Annotated in this window: 22 protein-coding genes and 1 riboswitch; of the genes, 6 read left to right on the forward strand and 16 right to left on the reverse strand. The window is 37.1% G+C overall.

Annotated features, from left to right (window positions below):
* Window positions 1-161 precede the first annotated feature (161 nt).
* Both V7122_RS20835 and cax read right to left on the reverse strand, forming a co-directional pair.
* Window positions 162-980 carry a YfkD famly protein gene (locus V7122_RS20835; RefSeq protein WP_335347092.1) on the reverse strand — a complete coding sequence of 273 codons (819 nt, stop codon included), beginning with the start codon at window positions 978-980 and terminating at the stop codon, window positions 162-164.
* Between the two features lie 414 nt (window positions 981-1394).
* On the reverse strand, window positions 1395-2453 hold the full coding sequence (cax, locus tag V7122_RS20840; protein WP_335347093.1) for a calcium/proton exchanger: 1059 nt from the start codon (window positions 2451-2453) through the stop codon (window positions 1395-1397).
* Window positions 2454-2759: 306 nt separating this feature from the next.
* Between cax and V7122_RS20845 the strand changes: the two genes are divergently transcribed.
* Both V7122_RS20845 and V7122_RS20850 read left to right on the forward strand, forming a co-directional pair.
* A complete protein-coding gene (locus tag V7122_RS20845) occupies window positions 2760-3941 on the forward strand; it encodes an MFS transporter (protein WP_335354012.1) in 1182 nt (393 codons plus the stop codon).
* 238 nt (window positions 3942-4179) lie between these two features.
* Entirely contained in the window at window positions 4180-6102 is a 1923-nt protein-coding gene (locus V7122_RS20850; RefSeq protein WP_335528813.1) for a heavy metal translocating P-type ATPase, read from the forward strand.
* A gap of 226 nt (window positions 6103-6328) precedes the next feature.
* Here V7122_RS20850 and V7122_RS20855 read toward each other — a convergent pair whose 3' ends face one another.
* The 3 genes from V7122_RS20855 to V7122_RS20865 are packed head-to-tail and all read right to left on the reverse strand — an operon-like array spanning window position 6329 to window position 8014.
* Window positions 6329-7153, reverse strand: a complete 825-nt coding sequence (locus V7122_RS20855) for a YihY/virulence factor BrkB family protein (RefSeq protein WP_335354014.1) — start codon at window positions 7151-7153, stop codon at window positions 6329-6331.
* Between the two features lie 20 nt (window positions 7154-7173).
* Complete coding sequence (locus tag V7122_RS20860; RefSeq protein WP_335347097.1) at window positions 7174-7524, reverse strand: YtxH domain-containing protein; 351 nt, start codon at window positions 7522-7524, stop codon at window positions 7174-7176.
* Between the two features lie 19 nt (window positions 7525-7543).
* A complete protein-coding gene (locus V7122_RS20865; protein ID WP_335528818.1) occupies window positions 7544-8014 on the reverse strand; it encodes a low molecular weight protein-tyrosine-phosphatase in 471 nt (156 codons plus the stop codon).
* 229 nt (window positions 8015-8243) lie between these two features.
* On the opposite strand from V7122_RS20865, the gene V7122_RS20870 reads away from it, so the two are divergent.
* Together V7122_RS20870 and mnmH are read left to right on the forward strand one after the other, a co-directional pair.
* Window positions 8244-8471: a DUF1128 domain-containing protein gene (locus V7122_RS20870; RefSeq protein ID WP_315667691.1), complete on the forward strand. Its 228-nt coding sequence runs from the start codon at window positions 8244-8246 to the stop codon at window positions 8469-8471.
* Window positions 8472-8612: 141 nt separating this feature from the next.
* Window positions 8613-9674 (forward strand): tRNA 2-selenouridine(34) synthase MnmH, encoded by a 1062-nt coding sequence (gene mnmH, locus V7122_RS20875; protein ID WP_335528820.1) that lies wholly within the window; start codon window positions 8613-8615, stop codon window positions 9672-9674.
* Window positions 9675-9762: 88 nt separating this feature from the next.
* Here the strand turns inward: mnmH and V7122_RS20880 are convergent, their stop codons facing one another.
* From V7122_RS20880 to V7122_RS20925, 10 genes are all read right to left on the reverse strand, one after another.
* Window positions 9763-10563 (reverse strand): polysaccharide deacetylase family protein, encoded by an 801-nt coding sequence (locus V7122_RS20880; protein ID WP_335528822.1) that lies wholly within the window; start codon window positions 10561-10563, stop codon window positions 9763-9765.
* 618 nt (window positions 10564-11181) lie between these two features.
* Complete coding sequence (locus tag V7122_RS20885; RefSeq protein WP_335528825.1) at window positions 11182-12021, reverse strand: type II secretion system F family protein; 840 nt, start codon at window positions 12019-12021, stop codon at window positions 11182-11184.
* 93 nt (window positions 12022-12114) lie between these two features.
* The gene (locus V7122_RS20890; protein ID WP_335354687.1) at window positions 12115-13083 is read right to left on the reverse strand and encodes a type II secretion system F family protein; all 969 of its coding nucleotides are present in this window, start codon (window positions 13081-13083) and stop codon (window positions 12115-12117) included.
* Entirely contained in the window at window positions 13080-14417 is a 1338-nt protein-coding gene (locus V7122_RS20895; RefSeq protein WP_335354688.1) for a CpaF family protein, read from the reverse strand. Before V7122_RS20895 ends, V7122_RS20890 begins: the two co-directional genes overlap by 4 nt.
* Window positions 14417-15589 carry an AAA family ATPase gene (locus V7122_RS20900; protein ID WP_335354689.1) on the reverse strand — a complete coding sequence of 391 codons (1173 nt, stop codon included), beginning with the start codon at window positions 15587-15589 and terminating at the stop codon, window positions 14417-14419. The genes V7122_RS20895 and V7122_RS20900 overlap by 1 nt, the downstream gene beginning before the upstream one ends.
* Window positions 15586-16173 (reverse strand): Flp pilus assembly protein CpaB, encoded by a 588-nt coding sequence (gene cpaB, locus V7122_RS20905; RefSeq protein ID WP_335354690.1) that lies wholly within the window; start codon window positions 16171-16173, stop codon window positions 15586-15588. The genes V7122_RS20900 and cpaB overlap by 4 nt, the downstream gene beginning before the upstream one ends.
* 27 nt (window positions 16174-16200) lie before the next feature.
* A complete protein-coding gene (locus tag V7122_RS20910; RefSeq protein ID WP_335354691.1) occupies window positions 16201-17202 on the reverse strand; it encodes a pilus assembly protein TadG-related protein in 1002 nt (333 codons plus the stop codon).
* A 1-nt stretch (window position 17203) separates the two neighbouring features.
* Window positions 17204-17575 (reverse strand): TadE/TadG family type IV pilus assembly protein, encoded by a 372-nt coding sequence (locus tag V7122_RS20915; protein WP_335354692.1) that lies wholly within the window; start codon window positions 17573-17575, stop codon window positions 17204-17206.
* Window positions 17572-18081 carry an A24 family peptidase gene (locus V7122_RS20920; RefSeq protein WP_335354693.1) on the reverse strand — a complete coding sequence of 170 codons (510 nt, stop codon included), beginning with the start codon at window positions 18079-18081 and terminating at the stop codon, window positions 17572-17574. The genes V7122_RS20915 and V7122_RS20920 overlap by 4 nt, the downstream gene beginning before the upstream one ends.
* 71 nt (window positions 18082-18152) lie before the next feature.
* Entirely contained in the window at window positions 18153-18323 is a 171-nt protein-coding gene (locus V7122_RS20925; protein ID WP_335354694.1) for a Flp family type IVb pilin, read from the reverse strand.
* A gap of 222 nt (window positions 18324-18545) precedes the next feature.
* Between V7122_RS20925 and V7122_RS20930 the strand changes: the two genes are divergently transcribed.
* Together V7122_RS20930 and V7122_RS20935 are read left to right on the forward strand one after the other, a co-directional pair.
* Window positions 18546-18881, forward strand: coding sequence for a DUF192 domain-containing protein (locus V7122_RS20930; RefSeq protein ID WP_335528832.1), 336 nt, complete (start codon window positions 18546-18548; stop codon window positions 18879-18881).
* A 295-nt stretch (window positions 18882-19176) separates the two neighbouring features.
* Window positions 19177-19500 carry a helix-turn-helix domain-containing protein gene (locus V7122_RS20935; protein WP_335354696.1) on the forward strand — a complete coding sequence of 108 codons (324 nt, stop codon included), beginning with the start codon at window positions 19177-19179 and terminating at the stop codon, window positions 19498-19500.
* A gap of 136 nt (window positions 19501-19636) precedes the next feature.
* Here the strand turns inward: V7122_RS20935 and V7122_RS20940 are convergent, their stop codons facing one another.
* Window positions 19637-19789, reverse strand: a complete 153-nt coding sequence (locus tag V7122_RS20940; RefSeq protein WP_335354697.1) for an anti-repressor SinI family protein — start codon at window positions 19787-19789, stop codon at window positions 19637-19639.
* A gap of 29 nt (window positions 19790-19818) precedes the next feature.
* Window positions 19819-19976: riboswitch (cyclic di-GMP riboswitch) on the reverse strand.
* Window positions 19977-20192: the final 216 nt, after the last annotated feature.

A 20192-nucleotide genomic window follows, 5' to 3' on the forward strand; every position in this document is an offset into this window, starting at 1 on the left:
CATATCGAAGGGCGTTATGACCCCCTCTTAACGACCTTCGACTAAAAGTTTCCGAATCGATGGGCGCCATATAACACTTCAAGACTCTATAATAACACAAGGAAACCTGCAGGGAATTTGCCAAATGCATCCATCCCCTGCAGGTTTTCAATTACACTTTTTTATCTCGGCCGCTCTGATGCTACAAATCCGAAGGACATGTGATCCTGAATTGGAATCCATGCACCGACTCCTTGGGATGTTACATTTTTAATAATAATCATTTTCTTATTTCCTTTTAGCATTAAATAGACTTCCCCGTAAGTGACCTTTCCTTTTTCGTTAATTGCTGGGGCGTAGCCGTATAGATAGCCCAATCTTTTTGGCGGGATATTGTATTTATGATCCTTTTTTGTTCCAGCTCCGATTATTGTTTCAAAGGAAAGTGGCAGGCCAGATTTATCCATTGCCTTTAAGAGCATCATTTTTTTGACATCTTCTGTGCTTGGTACCTTTGCAGTTAGGCCGCCTCTGACCACTTTCTGAGCTTCTTGAACGTAGTGAATCTGATAGGGCGCAATTCCCCCCCGGTTATCGAAGTAATTGGTGTTAATCTTTTGATACTCCCAATTCGGGGAAGTTTCGGATGACTCATAATTTAACGGCCATTGTCCAAGGTATATGATCGCCCGATACCCGATTGCAAATGGGGTGCTATTAACAGTCGTCTCATTTAACATCCGGATTAAATCTGGATTTTCAATTTTAACTTTAGACGTTTCAATTAAACTTTGTGTTAATTCACTTGGCTCCAGTTTGGGCATATGCTGTGCCGGGTTTGGATACGTATTTTCCTTTGTGATGGTCAAAACAGAGTTTGGAATTGCTATTATTTTTTGGGGTTGATTCGTTTTTTTCTCATCCATTAAACCTGCGGCTTCGTTCTGAAAAGATAGCATAAATATTAGACCTATGATAAAGATTGACATGTATTTTTTCATGGTGAGACTCCTTTCAACTCACTATCTCTTTCGTTTGTTTATAGTTTTTTCGGAGTTCAAGTATATTATCCATTTTGAAAAAAAATTTTATCAGAACCCCCATGAGTGATTGCAATACAAAAAACAAATTCGTAATATTGATTTAATAATCTGAATATTTACAAATATCAAAATCCGATGTATAATAAACTTACTTTCAAATAAAAGGAGGGCCGCTAAGTCGATTCGCTACTAAAAAGGAGGATGACAGTTTATTAAAGTTTCATCATTCCAAAATAAAGGTTTTATGGTCCAGTAACAATATAAAGGCTGGTGGTAAATTCCTAAAAAGCGAGTAGATTTACATCCTTTTGCGAAAAATAATTGAACTTTAAAACGACTCTGGAGTCATTTCAGAGTCGTTTTTATGTTTTCCTATAATAAATAAAACCCTATCCCCATTATTAAATAGGCTGCAAGTAAAGTAGCTCCTTCAAACCAATTGGTTTCCCCATCATTTGAAATAATGATCATGAGGAGTGCAGAGGTCACCATTGTAATTAGCTCTGGCATCGAAAAAACTAACGGCATCGATACTGGGAACATTAAAGAAATTAATACAAGCAATGGTGCAACGAACATCGCCACTTGTAAGGTTGACCCTACAGCTATCTCAACAGCAATATCCATTTTATTTTTGTAAGCCATAATAATAGCTGAAGCATGCTCTGCAGCATTCCCTACTATAGCAACAATCACAACCCCAATAAATAATTCTGTCCAGCCAAAGGTTTCACCGACTGCCTGAAATGTGTGTACTAAATTTTCAGATACATAGGCAACAGCAATGGTTGCAAGAGCAAGAATAAGCAGCGCTTTTCCCTTTCCCCACTCAGGCTCTTCCTCGCCATGTCTATCTTCATTCACATTTTCTGTCTGATAAACACCGCGATGGGTAACTAGCTTGAAAAATAATGCTGCTAAATATAAAACAATTAATATAATCGAAATACCTACACTGAAATTAAGTGTATCGCTCTCTGACATCGTCATTGAAAATATTTCTGGGATGACAAATGCCACAATCACTCCAAACATAAGCAATCCTGAATTATGTCTTGCATCATACACATTGAAGGTCTGACGTTTATATTTTAAGCCCCCTATAAAAAATGATAAACCAGCGACTAAAAGAAGGTTTCCAAGCACTGATCCTGTTAAGGAAGCAAGCACTACTCCAACTAAGCCCTCCCTAAGAGCAAATATCGAGATAATTAATTCAACAGCATTTCCAAACGTGGCATTCAGCAAGCCTCCTATTCTCGGACCTGCAACAATCGCAAGGCTCTCAGTAGCCCTCCCCATAAAGCTTGCAAGAGCAATAATCGTCACGCAATAAATAATAAACATTAAAATACTGGACCAATGCATAAGTGTACCAATGACAGATAGAGGCACACCGATAAATACAAGTGCGGAAAAAATTTTGTTCATTCTTATAACTCATCCCTTCAAATAAGAATGTAAACTGACCTAATTATTTGGCACCGACCGATATATTTAGGTTTCTGACCGATATAATCATCAAACTAACCGATATATCTGGATACCGACCGATATATTGAAAATCTATAGGCTGACTTTCCCGAAAACAAAAAGCGCGTCACCATATCTTTCCCAAAAGAATGAAAAAAATGATTTTTATTGCCAAGAACTCTGATTGCATATACCATCATTATTGAGTCTTTATTTATTAATTTTATGCAGGAATTTCTGTCCAAAAGTTGAGGTTTTGAAAAAATGAAAAAAGAAAATATGCGTTTTTGGATTTTAGTTAGTATTGTTGCAATCTCGGGTTTTAGCCAAGGTATGCTGCTTCCGTTAATAGCCATTATCTTTGAAAATGAAGGAGTTTCTTCGAGCTTAAACGGATTAAATGCAACTGGGCTGTACATCGGAATTTTACTTGTGTCCCCTTTTATGGAATACCCGTTAAGAAAGTATGGGTATAAACCAGTCATTCTTTATGGCGGATTGATTGTTATTGTTTCTCTCATGCTATTCCCTGTTTGGAAATCCTTTTGGTTCTGGTTTTTCCTTCGTCTAATGATTGGAATTGGCGACCATGCTTTGCATTTCGGAACACAGACATGGATCACTTCTTTTTCACCAGAGCATAAAAGAGGCCGCAATATTTCCTTATATGGCTTGTTTTTTGGAGCTGGCTTCGCGGTAGGTCCTATGATGGCACCTTTGATTAAAATTAATGAAGCTCTTCCTTTTATTGTTTCATCCATCCTATGCCTCATTGCATGGTTATTTTTATTTATCTTAAAAAACGATTTCCCGGAACAAACGATTGAAGTAAATTCGTTTAAAGAAACAATGAAGAGATTTAATAAAGCAATCAAATACGGCTGGGTTGCCTTTCTCCCTGCATTTGGTTATGGATTTCTTGAATCATCTATAAATGGAAGCTTTCCTGTTTATGGGCTGAGGATTGGACTTGAGGTTACGAATGTTTCCATGCTCTTAACAGCATTTGCGATTGGCGCTATCGTATTTCAATTGCCGCTTGGATTATTAAGCGACAAGTATGGCAGAAGAAATATATTAATGATTATCCTTTTTACTGGATGTTTAAGCTTTATGACGGCTAGTTTTCTAGAAGAGATGATGATTGGATTAACGATTTGCTTATTCATTGCTGGGATGGTTGTCGGCTCCACTTTTTCCTTAGGGATCAGTTACATGGCTGATTTAACACCGAAAAATATGCTGCCAACAGGAAATTTACTTTGCGGTGTAGCATTTAGCATCGGAAGCTTGGCGGGACCATTTCTTGGCGGAGTTTTCATCCAGCATTTTAAGTCTTTCAGCTTCTTTCATATAATAAGCATGATGCTGTTCCTCATATTCTTAACGGTCGTCATTTTTGGGCAAAAACAAGTGGCCTCTGAGAAGGAATCTTATTCTCAGTAAGTAAAATAATAATAAATTAATAATTATTATAAAAAGAGGAACATATTCCTTCCCATTTCATACCCTATATAGTAAACTATGAATAACACTAGAAAACAACATTACACTACAATTTAAGTTTTGTGCTGTCGCCTTTGAGGCGGCAGCTTTCGTTGTTTTATAGGGGTATTGATGTTGATTATTTTTCTCAATTAGAAGCGCCCAATTGAAAAACAATATCATTAAGGGGAGGAAAAAAATGAGTACTGAAGTGAAAGCACTACTAGAAAGTCCGGTTAGCAAAAATGAAAGCCTTATAGAAAAAATAAAACCACATGCTGAATTAATGGCTGCTCTTTTTAGCGGTGTACTCATTGCTGCTGGATGGATATTGGATCGAAATGAGCTGGCAGCCCCATCAGTTGCAGCATACATCCTCGCTTTTATAATCGGCGGGTTTGCAAAGGCAAAAGAGGGAATTGAAGAAACGATTGCCAATAAAGAGCTGAATGTGGAAATGCTAATGGTTTTTGCGGCGATCGGGTCGGCTATTATTGGCTATTGGACGGAGGGTGCCATTCTTATCTTTATTTTTGCTGTAAGCGGTGCTCTTGAAACGTATACAATGAACAAAAGCCATAAGGAGATTTCCGCATTAATGGAGATTCAGCCTGAGGAAGCTTTGCGGGTTAATCGTGGCATCGAGGAAAAAATCCATGTATCGCAATTGCGTATTGGCGATCAAATTCTTGTTAAGCCAGGAGAACGTGTTCCTTCCGATGGAAAAATTATAAAAGGCCAATCTACTATCGATGAATCAGCAATTACTGGTGAGTCAATTCCTGTTACGAAAGGAAATGAAGATGCCGTCTTTGCTGGCACAGTTAATTTAAATGGTTCGATTACCGTGGAAATTACAAAACCAAACAGTGACACTCTTTTTCAAAAGATCATTCAGCTTGTACAATCTGCTCAAAGTGAAAAATCTCCTTCTCAGCTGTTCATTGAACGTTTTGAAGGCACTTATGTAAAAATTGTATTAGCCGTTGTTGTTCTGATGATGTTTGTCCCCCATTTCCTTTTAGGATGGAGCTGGACAGAAAGCTTTTATCGGGCCATGATTTTACTTGTTGTTGCTTCACCATGTGCCCTTGTTGCTTCTATTATGCCTGCCACCCTGTCAGCCATTTCAAATGGGGCGAGACACGGAATTCTTTTTAAAGGCGGCGTGCATTTAGAAAATTTAAGTCATGTAAAAGCCATTGCGTTTGACAAAACAGGCACCCTTACAAAGGGAAAACCAGAAGTGACAGATATCATTGTAGCTGAAGGACTAATCAAAGAAGACATTTTATTAAAAGCTGCTTCTATTGAAAGTCACTCAACACATCCATTGGCTAATGCCATAGTGAAATATGCAAAGGGTCATTTATCTGAATCCCTTATCAGTCCGGAGAGTATTGAGGATGTTACGGGCTGGGGAGTAAAAGCCAATATTGACGGGGAAGAATGGAAAATTGGGAAAGCCGCTTTTGTTGGAATTGATGGGGCACAAAGCTTTAGTAATGGGGTCGCAGGGAAAATGGCCAGTGAGGGGAAAACGGTTGTTTTCGTACAAAAAGAAGGCGTTATTGCAGCCATTATTGCTCTGCAGGATGTCGTCCGCGAAGAAACTAGAATGGCGATCGATCAATTAAAAAACCAGGGCATCTACACAATTATGCTTACAGGTGATAGCAAAAACACGGGAATGGCTATCGCAAAGGATTCCCATGTTCATGACTATATAGCTGAATGCCTGCCGGAAAATAAGGTCGAGCATCTAAAAAAGCTTCAAGAAACATACGGAACAGTTGGGATGGTTGGAGATGGAATAAACGATGCACCCGCATTGGCAACAGCTAATGTCGGAATTGCGATGGGTGAAGGGACAGATGTAGCACTGGAAACAGCAGATGTCGTCCTGATGAAAAATGATCTTCCCCGCATTGCAGAAGCCATCAAGCTTTCAAGAAAAATGAATGGAATCATTAAGCAAAATGTTATTTTCTCAATAACAGTCATCATGCTGTTAATCGCGTCCAACTTCCTGCAATTTGTTGATTTGCCTTTTGGTGTCATCGCCCATGAAGGAAGCACGATTTTGGTTATCTTAAATAGCTTAAGGCTGTTGAAGTCATAGAAATGAAAGATCCCGGGCGCCCCCGGGATTTTTTCTCTTAATGATATCCATTTTGTCCGTTAGCTGAACCTGACGTTTTCTGTTTTGGTTTGTTCTTACCTTTTTGCTTTGTTCCGCCGTCCTTCTTCGATTTCTTAGACATAAATATAAGCCTCCTTTTTAAAGACCAATATTATTTCCCCTGTCTTATTCTTTGAAGTTACCCACAATTTATTAAAGGAAACTATTAGCAATCTTCCTTTTTGTATTTACTGTATACAGCATTGATTTCTCCACCTAGAATGATGATGATTCCAGTTAAGTAAAACCAGATCATCAGGACAATAATGGCACCGATACTCCCATAAGTAGCTGAGTAATTACCGAAATTGCTCACATAATAGGAAAAAGCCAAGGAAGACAGCTCCCAGCCCACCGTTGCAAAAATGGCACCTGGTATAACTGTAATACATTTTAGCTTTGTATTTGGTGCAATCCAGTATAAGCCAGTAAAAACAATGAAGAGGATGATTGAGCTCACAAGCCAGCGAAGCGTATTCCAAATGGTCATAAACTCATCGGATAAGCCAAATTTAGCAAATAAATAAACGCCAATAATTTTCCCGAAAACCGGAAGCAATAAAGCAATAACAAAGACAAACAACATGGCAAAGGTAAAAAGAATAGCCATCCCTCTTGCTACAAGAAAGTGGCGGGTTTCTTTAACTTCGTAAGCTTTATTAAAAGCACGAACGATCGCATTGATCCCATTGGATGCTGACCAAATCGTTGCAATAATTCCAAAGGAAAGCAGCCCGCCATTTTTTTGGGAAAGCGCAATAATGTTAGTCTCAATTAGTTGCATACTATCCTTTGGCGCAAAATCACGAATAACTGCAAGAATATCTTCTTGGGTAATTGGCAAATAAGGAAGCAGCGATACTAAGAAAAGAAGTAAAGGAAATAGAGATAATAGGAAGAAGTAGGCTAATTGTGCCGAGAGCCCAAATAAATCATCTACCATCACTCTTTTCTTTATTTGCGAAAACAAATTCGAAAAGGCTCGTCCCATCCCATCACCTCTTAAGAGTATTAATTCACAATTTTAGTACTCTCCTCAACCTCATCTTTTTCAAAAAAAGCTTGCTTTGTATCTCCCATAAGCTCCACTACATCAGTTGTCGATTCCTTTAATTCATCCACTTTTTCCATAATAAAAGAAACCTCAGAGCTAACCTGTTCAAACGTTGATTGAATTTGATTGGTCATGTCCTTAATCTCACTTATAGCTTGTCCAGGATTTTTTACATAGTATGAAACTTCTTTCGTTGCTTTTTTACAATTAGCTGTAACAGATTCTCGGGTACTCCGATCAAGCAGGCTTAAAGCACCACCTGCAAGCGCTCCGTATAATACGCCTTTCCAAAATAACGACTTCCCCATTCTAGTCACACTCACTTTCTTATATATTATGGTCTTTACGCAATTCTTTTAACAATTGTTCACAGCCTTTTCCGATAAGCTCGTACACCTCTTCAAAGTTCCCCGTAAAATATGGGTCAGGAACATTTTTATCTGTTGCCTCTTGAACTAAATCCAGCAACTTTATGACTCGGGCATTTGCATCTTGATTTTTCAGCTTTTCAATGTTTTGAACATTAGAAGCATCCATCGCGATGATGTAATTGAAATCTTGAAAATCATTCGTCTGAAATTGTCTCGCTTTCAGCCCCGCAGCAGGAATATTATATTTTTCTAAGATTTTTCTTGTCCCTTCATGCGGCGGCTGACCAATATGCCAATCGCCTGTCCCTGCTGAATCAACTTTGATTGTATGTTCTAACCCTTCCCTTTTTACTAAATCACGAAACATTGCTTCCGCCATCGGCGAACGGCATATGTTTCCTAAACAAACAAATAATACATTAATCATTATGTACACCCTCCTTGACAACATTTTCTTTCATATTTTGTTGTTGTGCAACTATATATATCATTGAAAAACTACTTCATGTTAGCATTTTTGATAGTGAACCGGAAAAACACTTACATTGAAATATTCTATAGTGCTCCAATTATGGTTGACTTTTATTTCATAACATGGAAAGATGGGAATACTTGATAGACTAAGGCAGAGGCATACTTATTGAGGAGGAATTCGGGTGGATTTAGCACAGAAATCAGTAGAAAATGTGGAATACATGATCGAAAAAATTAAAGAAAAACTAAAGGTTTTAAACTTTGGAGCAATCAAGCCTTCCCATTTTGACGAGGAAATGTATGAGGAATTAAAGGATATTTATGATCTTGTTATGAAAAAGAACAGCTTCAGTCCGAACGAAATGCAGGCTTTGGCAGAAGAGCTGGGGAATTTAAGAAAAAATAAGTAAGTAATTAATGAAGCAGCCTTTATGATGGCTGCTTTTCGTTTTTTGACAGGCATTTAGGATGTAATATTGAACACCGGGTTTTCAAACCAATTATAAATGGATAAAATATTTTTATAGATGCAGACTCGGAGGAAATCAAATATGAGAGAAATTAGTGTCGAACAGCTTCTTGTGTTAAAGGATGCTGTTCCAGTTGATGTGAGATCACCCGGTGAATATGAAGAGTTCAAAATTCCAGGGGCAATCAATGTCCCTTTATTTACGAATGAAGAACGAGCGATGATTGGAACTATATATAAACGGGAAGGGTCAGATACAGCAAAGTGGCAGGCGATGGAAGTCGTTTCTCCGAAGCTCCCTTCTATATTAGGACAAATTAAAGCTTTGCTCGATGAAGGGAAAAAACCCGTTGTTTATTGCTGGAGAGGCGGCATGCGCAGTAAATCGGTTGCTACATTTTTATCATTTGCAGGAATATCCATTCCTCGATTAGTTGGGGGATATCGGGCCTACCGTCAATATATATTAGAGGAAATACCTGGACTAATTCCTCCTCGAGCAGTAACTATACACGGCATGACAGGAGTAGGAAAAACCGAAGTACTGAAAAAGTTAAAGGAAAAAGGTATGCCTGTCATTGATTTAGAGGCAGCCGCCTGCCATCGCGGCTCCATCTTCGGTTCATTTGGCTTATTCGAGGGCCATAATCAGAAAACCTTTGACTCCCTGCTCTTTCAAACATTAAGGGAAATAAAGGACTCTCCATTTTTCTTAGTAGAAGCCGAAAGTAAACGGGTCGGTAAGGTCGTTCAGCCTAATGAATTGCTGGACAAAAAACATCAAGGGTTGAATATTAACCTTCAAGCGTCATTATCCTCACGAATCGAGCGCATTTATCGTGAGTATGTGAAGCCCTATCAGCATGAACAGTGGTTTCACGATAAAGTAATGGAGCGATTAACTTATATTTATAAGCGAATAAAGAATTCAGACATCATAGCTGCTTTAAATGAGGCAGCCAGAATTCAAAACTATAAGTTAGTCATTCAAATTTTACTGGAAGATTATTATGATTCTCGCTATGCCCACAAACAACTCGACTATGAAGGAGAGTTTCATCACATTAAAGCAGATGATACTGATTTAGCTGTTGAGGAAATTGTAAAAATACTAGACACAAAAAGTGCTCTCATCAAAAGATAGGAGCACTTTTATTCTTCCTAGCTCCAACACCAGGTTTGCCTTCCGACTTGGCTAGCGGTGCTAGATCTTTTTATTCGGGAAAATCCACTCAAAACATTATATCAATGTGAGAATTTTTATCTTTCTTTGTAGGATAGATTTCGAAAGACTCTGGAATCAGTTGCGTTGAACGGTAGAGCAATTCAGATACAGTTACACTTTTATACCCGTTCTTGTCTAAATAGTCCAAAATGTCATCTAATGCATTAACTGTAGAACAGGTTTGAGTATATTCACTACCATGCCAATCATGAAAAAGAATGATATTACCTGGCTTTACTCCTTTTTTTATGTAACTGCACATTTGAGTTGCTGAAGGATTTGCCCAATCGCGGGAATCTTGATCCCATGACCATAAAACGACCGTTTTACCATGTTTAAAAGCTGTATTGATAATTACATCATTATAAAAGCCTCCTACAGGTCGATAAAGTGACGGTTTTAACCCAGTGAATTGCTTAATTATTTTATCTGTTTCATCTAATTCGGATGATAGTTTTGCCGAGGTTAAATTTCCATATATATGGTGGAAAGTATGATTAGCAATTTCATGTCCCTCTTCCACTTCTCTTTTTAAAAGATCAGGAAATCTGACTACTTTATTGCCAGCTACAAAAAAGGTGGCTTTAGCATCATGTTTTGCCAATATATCAAGTATTTGTGGAGTCAAAATAGGATGAGGCCCATCATCGAAAGTAAGGGCAACTAACTTTTCCTTTGTGTTTACTTCCCAAATAACACGCCCTGTTTTTTCATATGCTTCACGACTGTTAGTGGATGCTTCCGTATTTATTTGAAAGGAGAATAATGGAATTAACAAAAGAATGGTAATAAACAATTTTTTTCGCATTAAATACGCTCCTTTTTCATGATGACTTATTTTTTGATGTCTTTATTAATAATATTTATCGGAATTAAGTCGATATCCGGCACGCTGACAAATTTTCTTGTTTCACTCTGTTTCATAGCCTGGATTAGATGTGATTTTATTAAGGGTACTTACATGGAATCAATTATTTTTATTCTTATTTCCAGAATATTTTTCAAACCAACTAGCTGGGCTAGCAGATGTTTATGTATGAGGAGTTGGGCATAAGTATTGGGTTGATTCTTCCACAGTCTTTACAAAAAAAGAACAAGATCATCTAGATAAGTATTTACTTTCAAGTCAATAGTGGTTAGACAAAAATTTCTCCCACCAAATGATGATGGGAGAGGTTTTTTTATGAAATAGTGCACTGGCACGCCATAAGTTTTCTTGTTTCTAGCCTGGATTAGATGAGATTTTGTACATTTAGTTCCAGCAAAAAAACTGTATAATTCTCTTTTTTTAAGCATTATTAAAGACCCTGAAATAGATTTATTTTCCGCGAAATCAGGAAGAAGTGAAATAGGCTAAAAACGTGAATGCTTGTGTGTTCCGGTTGCAATGTTTTTGTGGAATCATAGCAAACACCTGCCTTTCCCTTTATAACCCGCTTTGAATAAAATAAATAACCAACGGCCCTAATAAAACAATAAAAATCGCCGGAAATATGAAAAGCATCATTGGAAAGATCATTTTAACTGGGGCTTTCATTGCTTGTTCACGTGCTAATTGTGTTCGCTGCTCCCTGATTCTTTCTGTAAGTTGACGTAGGATCTTTGCCATTCCAACACCTAACAGGTCCGCTTGAATTAAAGAAGTGATGATACTTTGAAATTGAGGTACAGGGACTCTGCTTCTCAAATCTGCAAATGCTTCTCTTCTGGATTTACCTAGTTTCATATCTTCTATCGTTTGCAGAAACTCTTCTGAAAGAGGTCCCTTTGTTTGGTTGCATACCTTAATCAATGATGCATCTAGTCCCATTCCTGCTTCAATTGACAGGTTAACCATATCAAAAAAGTCAGGCATCATTTTTTGAATCTTAAACCTGCGTTTTTTTATAATGACGCTTAAATAAAAGGAAGGATAATACATACCTAAAGCCGCGACAATACCCGCTAATAAAGTGGTTGAGAAAATATTCGCATCGGCTTTTCCTAATAAAACGTATATAACAAAAAACAAAACACTCCCAATTAAAAACTGAAGAAACCTAAAATCAATCGGTGACAATTTAAGGGGATATCCAGCTTCCCGCAGTCTTTTTTCTAATTCTTTTTTTCTTGAAGAAGGAATTTTTTGATCGATAACAGCTCTTGCTTTATCACTGAACTTTTTCATTAGTAAACGGATTTTATTATCCCCTTGATTCTTCTTTTTTTGAAGCTTTAATCTCCCTTCTTCAATACCTAAATAGTGGGCTGTTCTTCTTTGTATCACAATTTCCCTTTTAAATAAAAGGCTTAAACTAGCCCCAACGACAAGTATAAAAAATAGTGAACTAAATAGAAAAAAGTATAAAGTGATCACATTTTACACCTCAATGTGCACAATTTTTTTGATAAAAATCCACCCAAGAAGAATATTCATAGAACCGATAATGACCATAGCCCATCCTAATGGATGAGAAAATAGCATTTGAAAATATTCCGGATTTACTACTTTAATATAAAATGCAAGTGCTATTGGTAAAAGTGTGATAATGACTGATGACATCCTTCCTTGAGCAGTTAATGCTTTCACTTCATCCTTTACTCTTGATCGGTCAATGATTGTCTCTTGCATTGTTTCTAACAGGAAGGCTAAGTTACCGCCGCTAGAACGCTGAATAATTAATGTATTCAGAACAATTTCTAGCTCTTTATCGGGCAGCCTTTTCAATAAACTATCAAATGCCTCCTCGACAGTGATTCCGTAATTAATATCCTGCAAAGCCTTTAGGAATTCAGGTCCAAGTGGATCCTCAATCTCCTTCGCAACCATTTTCATTGCCTGCATAAAGCTGAAGCCTGCCCGCAGTGAATTGGCCATCGTACCGAGTGCCAGCCCTAGTTGCTCTGAGCATTTTTGCAGACGCTTCTTACGTTTTCTTTTCACATACCAAATAGGTAAGTAAAATCCCATTCCTCCAGCGGCAATGATAAATAAAAAGTGTATCTCATATAAGAACCCAATGCTCATACATAGTAAGGCTGTTACTATTCTCCCAATGAATAATTCTCCTTGAGAAAGCTTTACTCCTGATTGTAGAAGAAGATGTTCATGTTTAGAAAGATTGATAGCCGTTTCAATTCCTTTGGCCATTAATTTAATTACAGAGTTATTTCGTCCTTGTTTACCGACTTGCTTCTTTTCCTTTCCAGATACGTTTAAATTTCCAATATACTTGATTAAACGTTTTTCATATTTCCCTTTTTCAAAGATGAGCGATAGAATAAGTTTGAAGAAAACAGTGCAAAAAATAAACGCAACAAAAATGAGAAGAAGGATGGAATGATTCATACCCATTCCTCCTTAATGAGTTTTTGTATATTATGCCCTGCTAGCTCAAACAGATCGGAACAATGTGGACGAATTCCTGTCGATGAGAAATTCCCTTCAATTCTGCCGGTAACGATATTTTTCTGTTCATTGTAAACGAAAAGATCCTGAAGAACGATTGTATCTCCTTCAAGTCCTAACACCTCGGTAATACGGATGATTTTTCTTGAACCATCTTTTAATCTTGCTTGTTGAACAATCAAATCGAGGGCACCTGCTATTTGTTCACGAATTGCTCGTACGGGTAAGTCAAACCCTGCCATTAATACCATCGTTTCAAGTCTGGCTAACAAATCCCTTGGAGAGTTTGCATGACCTGTCCCAAGACTTCCATCATGACCAGTGTTCATAGCTTGAAGCATATCCAACGCCTCTGCACTTCGAACCTCTCCGACAATTATTCGGTCTGGTCGCATACGCAGTGAATTTCGGACAAGATCGCGAATCGTAACTTCACCCTGTCCCTCAATATTATGCGGCCTGGATTCTAATGAAACGACGTGCTCTTGTGAAAGCTTTAATTCTGCCGCATCCTCGATAGTCACAATTCTTTCATCGCGCGGAATGAAAGAAGAAAGAACGTTTAATGTACTTGTTTTCCCAGAACCTGTTCCGCCACTAATGAAAATATTAAGCTTTGACTCTACTGCGGCTTTCAGAAATTCTGCCATATTTTCATTTAATGTACCCATTCGTAATAAATCGTAAATGGTAAACGGTGTCTCTGAAAATTTTCGAATGGTCAATGTTGGCCCATTGAGTACAAGTGGCGGGATAATCGCATTGACACGGGAACCGTCTGGAAGTCTTGCATCAACTAATGGAACACTTTCATCAATTCGCCGTCCAAGCGGTGCCACGATTTTTTCGATGACTCGAAGCACGTGTAAATTGTCCCGAAACTGGACGGCTGTTTTTTTAATTTTTCCTTTTACTTCTATATAAACATCGCTCGGCCCATTCACCATTACCTCTGTAACGTGAGGATCCGCAAGAAGAGGAGAGATCGGTCCATATCCAGTTAGTTCATGGGGGATATCATGCATGATTTGCTTCTTTTCCTCAAACGTTAGATGCTCCCCTTCTTTTAAGAAAAATTCATCAGCAAGCTTTTCGATTAATACCTCTATTTCTTCCCCTTCATTTACAGGCTTCTTGATTTCATCGACAAGAAAGTTGTGAAGACGAATTTCAAAATCGGTTAAATTTCTCATAGTACTTGCTGATCTAATCCCCAATTCTTTCCTTTCTTGTATTACCAGGTGATGTCCACCCAAACGATTTAATAAAGACATTATGCATGCCCCCCTGCGTGGACCATACGTTTCACCTTTTGTTTATTGATACCAGAACTGTTCTCAGGGTTCACAAGTGTTTCTGCCATTTGAAAAATTCTCTTTGCCACTTTTGATCTGGGGTTTGAGTATACGGCTGGCTTTCCTTCATTTACTGCTGTAATCATCAGCTTTTCCATTACAGGAAGTGCTGTGAAAATTTCCCTGCCAACTACTTTAGTAACAGTATTTATCGTTATCCCCTTTACCTTCATCTGCCGATTCAAAACAACCTTTACTTTTTCATCAAGATCTAATGACGTTAAAGTATCTATTAGCATTTTGCTGTTTTTTAATGTTGGTAGGTCTGCACAAGTCATAACCAAAATCTCGTCTGAGTTCTCTAAAGCAACAATCACATTTTCATCCATATGGCTTGATGCATCAATAATCACAACATCAAATTGTTTTCTTAATACTTCTATGGCTTTTCTGATATTATTTCCTGTTATTACTTCTGCAAATTCAGGTCTTTGAGGAGCTGAAAGAATGAAAATTCCATCCTTATAGTGAGTCATAAAATCCTTAATTTGTGTGCCAACGCTATCTTCTTTGACCCAATCGTAAATAGTTCTTTTTGGTTTCACATCTAAAAACATCGCAACGTCACCAAATTGTAAATCAAGATCAATAACTGCCACTTTCTCTAATTTCTTCCCAAAGGAGGCTGCGAGATTAACAGCAACTGTCGTTTTTCCTATTCCTCCCTTTGTACTTGCTACAGTTATGACTCTAGCATTTTTTACATTTTCAATTTGCTGGTGTAGAATGTTCTTGTTTCTGGAAACAGCTAGATTAATATCTTCCTTCACTTTAGATATTGGAAAAGAAAGAAAAATAACATCATCGGCACCCGCTCTTAAGGCCTCCTTCATATCCAGCTCTTCTTCTAAACGAAAAACTAATACTTTTGTTACGAATGGGAAACGGTCTGAAATTTTCCCACACAAGCTATAAACATCATAGGATGCTGACTGTGGTAAAAAAACAATATGATTCTCGTTTATTGACAGATCGTCCAATAGCTTAGATTCATTTTCAGCCCAATCCACCTTATATCCCAGGTATGTGATTACTTCATCAAGCTTAAACGATACATCATCATGGCTAGAAATCGAGTATATATTCGTCATCTTCTAAACACCCCTACATGTAAGTCATCTTCATGGATATGTGTTTCATCTGGATTAGATTCAACCTTGTTGTCCCCTTCTTGTCTAAGCATTAAATATAGCTCGTATTTAGAGGCAAATCCTAAAACTAATCCTTCCTTCGGAGTTACTTCAAATGTTACCATTTGATATCGCTTCATGGTTTCTTCATCATCGGAAGCATGACCTATCCCCAAAACTTTAACATTTTGTAGTAGCAGAGTTGCCGCATCATGCTGTTTATCTTTATACTCATCAGGAACTAACATGACCGCAACAATATCAACAAATGAACCAGGTGTAATAAAACCCGCTACTCCTTGAGCATCTGAAACAGCTACTGTAATTGCTCGATTTCCTTCTGAAAATGGTAACATCTCATTTCTTTTTTCTTCTTCAGCAGCAACGACAACCTCTTCCTTTTCTTCAGGTTCTTCCTCTTCCGAAATCTCGACACTTGCCGGCAGAGTAGAAGATGCTAGACTTCCCGAGACCATTACATACAACATGCCAGCAGCTATAATTCCGAACACTATGGCAAATAGCCAAATTTTTTTTGTATTCATAAAAACCCTCCGTTTGTCCTCTCCGTACTATTCAACTAACTTTACTCCGTATAAACCATAATTAAAACCAGCACTAGGTTCCCCTACTTCCCCAGCAGTTATCCCATCAATAAATTGTCCTATAATGTTTTTATTTTTACCTTTATTATCATATTCCTTTACCCAAAACGGGGCGAAACCAAGTATTTTAACTTTATCACTAGCACCGTTTACTCCAGCCCATGTTTCAATAAGGGCTACATATATAACTCGTTTACAGGAGTTATCAGCGGTAGAAGGTGATTGACAGTGAGGTTTGTCTTTGTCACTGTTAATTATAGAGTCAACTGCAGTTTCAACTGCCTTGTCAATTGGTCCATTCATCACACCTGGTTCTGGATGTACTTCATCACCTACTGAAACTTTTTTCTTACTACCGTTTTTTATTCCCTCTTCTACAATAGGTGCCCCATTTCCATCTATTCTAATAAAGCCACAATTTCCAGGGCTTTTTTTTCCTGATTTTTTTTCCTCTTCCTCATTTTCCTCTTCCCCACAAGTAAGTATTGTTTTCGTTGGAACTGCACTTTTTTCTATTGCAATCGGAGCTATACCCCTTGCTGATATTAATGGACCAGCAATCTTCGCTTTTGCAGAGGCCGATACAGATGCCGTATTAATCCCAATTACTTTTGCAAAAGTAAGAGGAACAGTTACTGTTTTCTCTACTCTTATATGTGATTTATGAACTACATCTTCATCCTTTATATCTGCATCTAAGAGTTCATACCCATTTTTTAGTGTAATATCTTTGGCAACTATTTTTGCTTGTTTCTCACTTTCGCTTTTATCTTTTAATACAAGTTTGTGTGCTCCAGCAAGTACAGCAGCATCCAAAGCTTTTTGTAGCTTGCTTTTTTCAAAATATAATCTTCCACCATCTATAGCTACTGCTGCGAAACCAAGAAGCACCACCATGAATAAAGCAACTAAAACTACCACTCCACCACTTTCATCTCGAAATTTTAAGATGCTTAATAAGCTCATCATGTTATTCTATCCTCATAATAGTGATATTTTCTTTTAAAGTTAATGGACCAACGATATTCCCTATAAGCGGTGTAAGGAAAGTTACCTGATAATCATGTATTGTGATTTTTGCTTCCTTATTAATTGAATCTAGATCGACCGTAACATTACTTGGTTGTAAGCGGATAGGCGATCCATAGTTAACTGCCGTATCTTTAATCTCAGCTTCACTTTTCCCAATACTTGCTGCCCGAGCTGCTTCTCGTCCTGCATGATCTATTTTTAAATGCGCATGTAAAATTTGTCCAAAATCAATTATTCCACACAGTATCAATATAAGGACCGGAACAACAAGTGCAAACTCGACTAACGATTGCCCTTTTTCTGATTTCATGAGTATATCTCCGTTAAAAAGGTAATAAAAGCACCTAGTGCAATTGGGATTGCATATGGGATTGAAACAGCCCCATGCTTATCACCTATAAGTTCCAAAGAGCCTCTTACCCCTCTCAAAAATACTAATGAAAACAACATATTTTTAAGTGTAAAACTAAGCTGCCTTTTTTTTAGTAAAATAACTACTGCAATAAGTCCTCCAACAATTGCCCCGTATATACCTGTATATAGAACAAACATCGTTCCCTTCCATGTACCAATGGCAGCGAGCAGCTTTACGTCACCTGCTCCAATTCCTCCCATTAAAAACGGAATGAACAATAATCCTAGTCCTACCAGGAATCCTTGACCGCTAAATAAGATTCCATTAAGACCCGATGTAAGAGAATGATAAATGAGGGCAGCTAGGATGGCAGGCAGCGTGACAATGTTTAGTATTTTACGGCTTCGAAGATCTGTTATGATGGAGATGATAAGGATGAGAGCGACCATTAGGTTTATCATAAGTATTCTCCTTTTCATTATTAAAATGAGCCCCGCCAAAGCAGGGCTTTTTGTTAAAGTATCTAACTTTTTTAAATTTTGTTAAGTTCACTTTTGATTTTCGTGAACACAGATATTATACTGTCCTTAAAAAGTCCTAATGTTGCAATTACCGCAATCGCAACAAGTCCTACCAACAATCCATACTCTGTCAACGCTTGTCCTTCTTCTTCCTTAAATAGTCTTTTAATTTGATTTAACATTGTAATTCCTCCCTAAATTGTTTTTGATATTTTGTTCTATATATAGAACTTAATGAAAGTATATATCGAATGAACTCTGGTGAAAACGCCTAAATTTGTCCAATTTCTCCATATATTAATTACATTTCTTTCATTTTCTACCTTTTTCTCGCTCTTTCTTACTATTTTACATTTTATTAAGAACGATGTGTTTTATATAATGAACAAAACAAGTGGAAAGGAATGCTTTTTTTGAAATCAAAAATGATAACCCTGCAAATGAATATTAAACTCGCAAATAATTTTTGGAAGAGATTGAAAGGTCTCTTATTTTACAAGAAACCAATTACAGAAGAAGGGCTTCTCATTACACCTTGTAATTCTGTTCACATGTTTTTCATGAGATTCCCTATTGATGTCGTCTTTCTTGACCGAAAAAACCAAGTTGTAAAAGTAGTTTCAGAGTTAAAACCATGGAGAATGATTCCACCTGTACACTCAGCCCATTCCACTCTTGAACTGCCAGTAGGTACAATTGCCAACAGTAATATTTGTGTAGGAGATTCGATAAATTTGTAAATAAAAATATTCAATTAATCCCCATCTTCAAAATAAAAAATGCGAAATCCATAAATATTAGATTTCGCACTTTTTATTTATTCTTCCTACAATTTTATTTCAACATAATTCAAACAGAACAGTCCTCTCACTTTCAAATTTTTATATTTTTTGAAAAAATACATATTACCCACAAATTTTTTTTCAACTAAACGAAGTTTATGTTAAGATGTAAATATATATTTTGAACAATCCGTTCTCAATACAGAAATTCCAATTGATTTATTATTATTATTGATAAGGTGTGTGAGATTGGATGATCGGTGATCGCGTAAAATTACTTCGTAAAGAAAAGAAAATGTCGTTATCCGAGCTTGCCGAACAAGCTGGTGTGGCCAAATCTTACTTAAGTTCGCTGGAAAGAAACCTGCAAACCAATCCTTCCATACAATTTCTCGAAAAAATCGCAGCTGTCCTTCATGTTCCGGTTGATCATTTAATTCATGAACAGCCGAATACAGATGAATTGGATTCGGAATGGATCGATATCGTACAAGAAGCCATGAATTCTGGTGTTTCTAAAGACCAGTTCCGTGAATTTCTTGAATTTAATAAATGGAGAATTGATCAAAATAAATGAGATATTAGATATTAGCTGTTCGTAAGAAGACGCAAAGGTAAACCTTGACCCTCTGCGTCTTTTTTGCAAAATAAAAAGCATTCCTATAAAGAACTGTAGTCCTTTTAGAAACACTTAGCTATTTGTGCCATTATCTCTATTCAGCTACTTCTAAAGCTAGCTTTTTTACCCCATTTTTTAATAAAAACTCCCTAATTTCTTCTTTTTCAATCCCCATTTGCTTCGCCTTGATAATTAACTTCATCCACTCACTGTCTAGTAATTCCAGTTGGACTCTTGTTTTCCCCACACTCTTCCCCCCAAAATACGAATCGTATTCCAGGCAATCCAGCCATCTTGGTATGGAATCTGCCTTTTCTAAGTGCTGCCTGATATAATAAGTTTATGTAGGAAATCTTAAAAAAAGAACGTTCCATCCATACTTTAGACCTGTGACTTTGCGTCCCTATTTTTCAATAGGTTTGCCTTTTTCTGAAGCTATTTCCTTATGTAAATGATCATCTAGTTATATTGTAATAATAGGCTGTTGGTAATTGTGTAATATTTTGTCAATTATGAAATAATTTTTCATCCTTTTTTCTACAATTATTTTACAAATTACCATAATATTCACATAATTATTTTGAGGCTCTAGATATTCTTAGGAAAAATATCTATTATTATCAAGTTTCTAACATAATCTTGTTAAATAT

Source organism: Bacillus sp. JJ1532 (assembly GCF_036965085.1).
In the GTDB taxonomy this organism is placed as follows: Bacteria; Bacillota; Bacilli; order Bacillales; family Cytobacillaceae; genus Cytobacillus.